This window comes from Paraburkholderia sp. RL17-373-BIF-A, assembly GCF_046030175.1.
Lineage (GTDB): Bacteria > Pseudomonadota > Gammaproteobacteria > Burkholderiales > Burkholderiaceae > Paraburkholderia.
Map to the genome: position 1 here is coordinate 1 of NZ_JARESO010000457.1, position 398 is coordinate 398.

The following is a 398-nucleotide window of genomic DNA, read 5'->3' on the forward strand; positions in this document are numbered from 1 at the left end:
GGCCGTCCCCGGGCATCTGGTTCGCGCAACATGCCTGCTTTATCGCAAGCCCACTACCTCCAGCGCATTCTGGCGGACCAGAAACCAGTTGTATCAGGCCATCGGCCGCCCGTTCTACGCCGTGTGCAACGCTATCGAACGGGCGATGCGCAGCACCCCGCGCAGCAGCTCGCTGGTCGAAAACTTCAACTCGCGTTTGCGCACCCGTCTGACATTGCGACGCCATCTGAACGGCGGCAATGCCTGGCTGGATCTGCTGCGCTTTTACTTCAACCACCGGTGCATCGCACGTAGCCGTCGCCCCGAACGCGTGGGCAAAACGCCGCGTGAAGTGATGACCGGTCAGGCGCATCCTCACTGGCTGACACTGCTCGGACTCGGGCCGCTTCAGCCACACA

At 62.8% G+C, this 398-nt stretch carries 1 protein-coding gene; it reads left to right on the forward strand.

Annotated features, from left to right (window positions below; translation table 11 throughout):
• Nucleotides 1-88: 88 nt before the first annotated feature.
• Nucleotides 89-398: hypothetical protein (locus P0D80_RS51360; protein WP_408296683.1), on the forward strand; the 310-nt coding region annotated here is incomplete at its 3' end.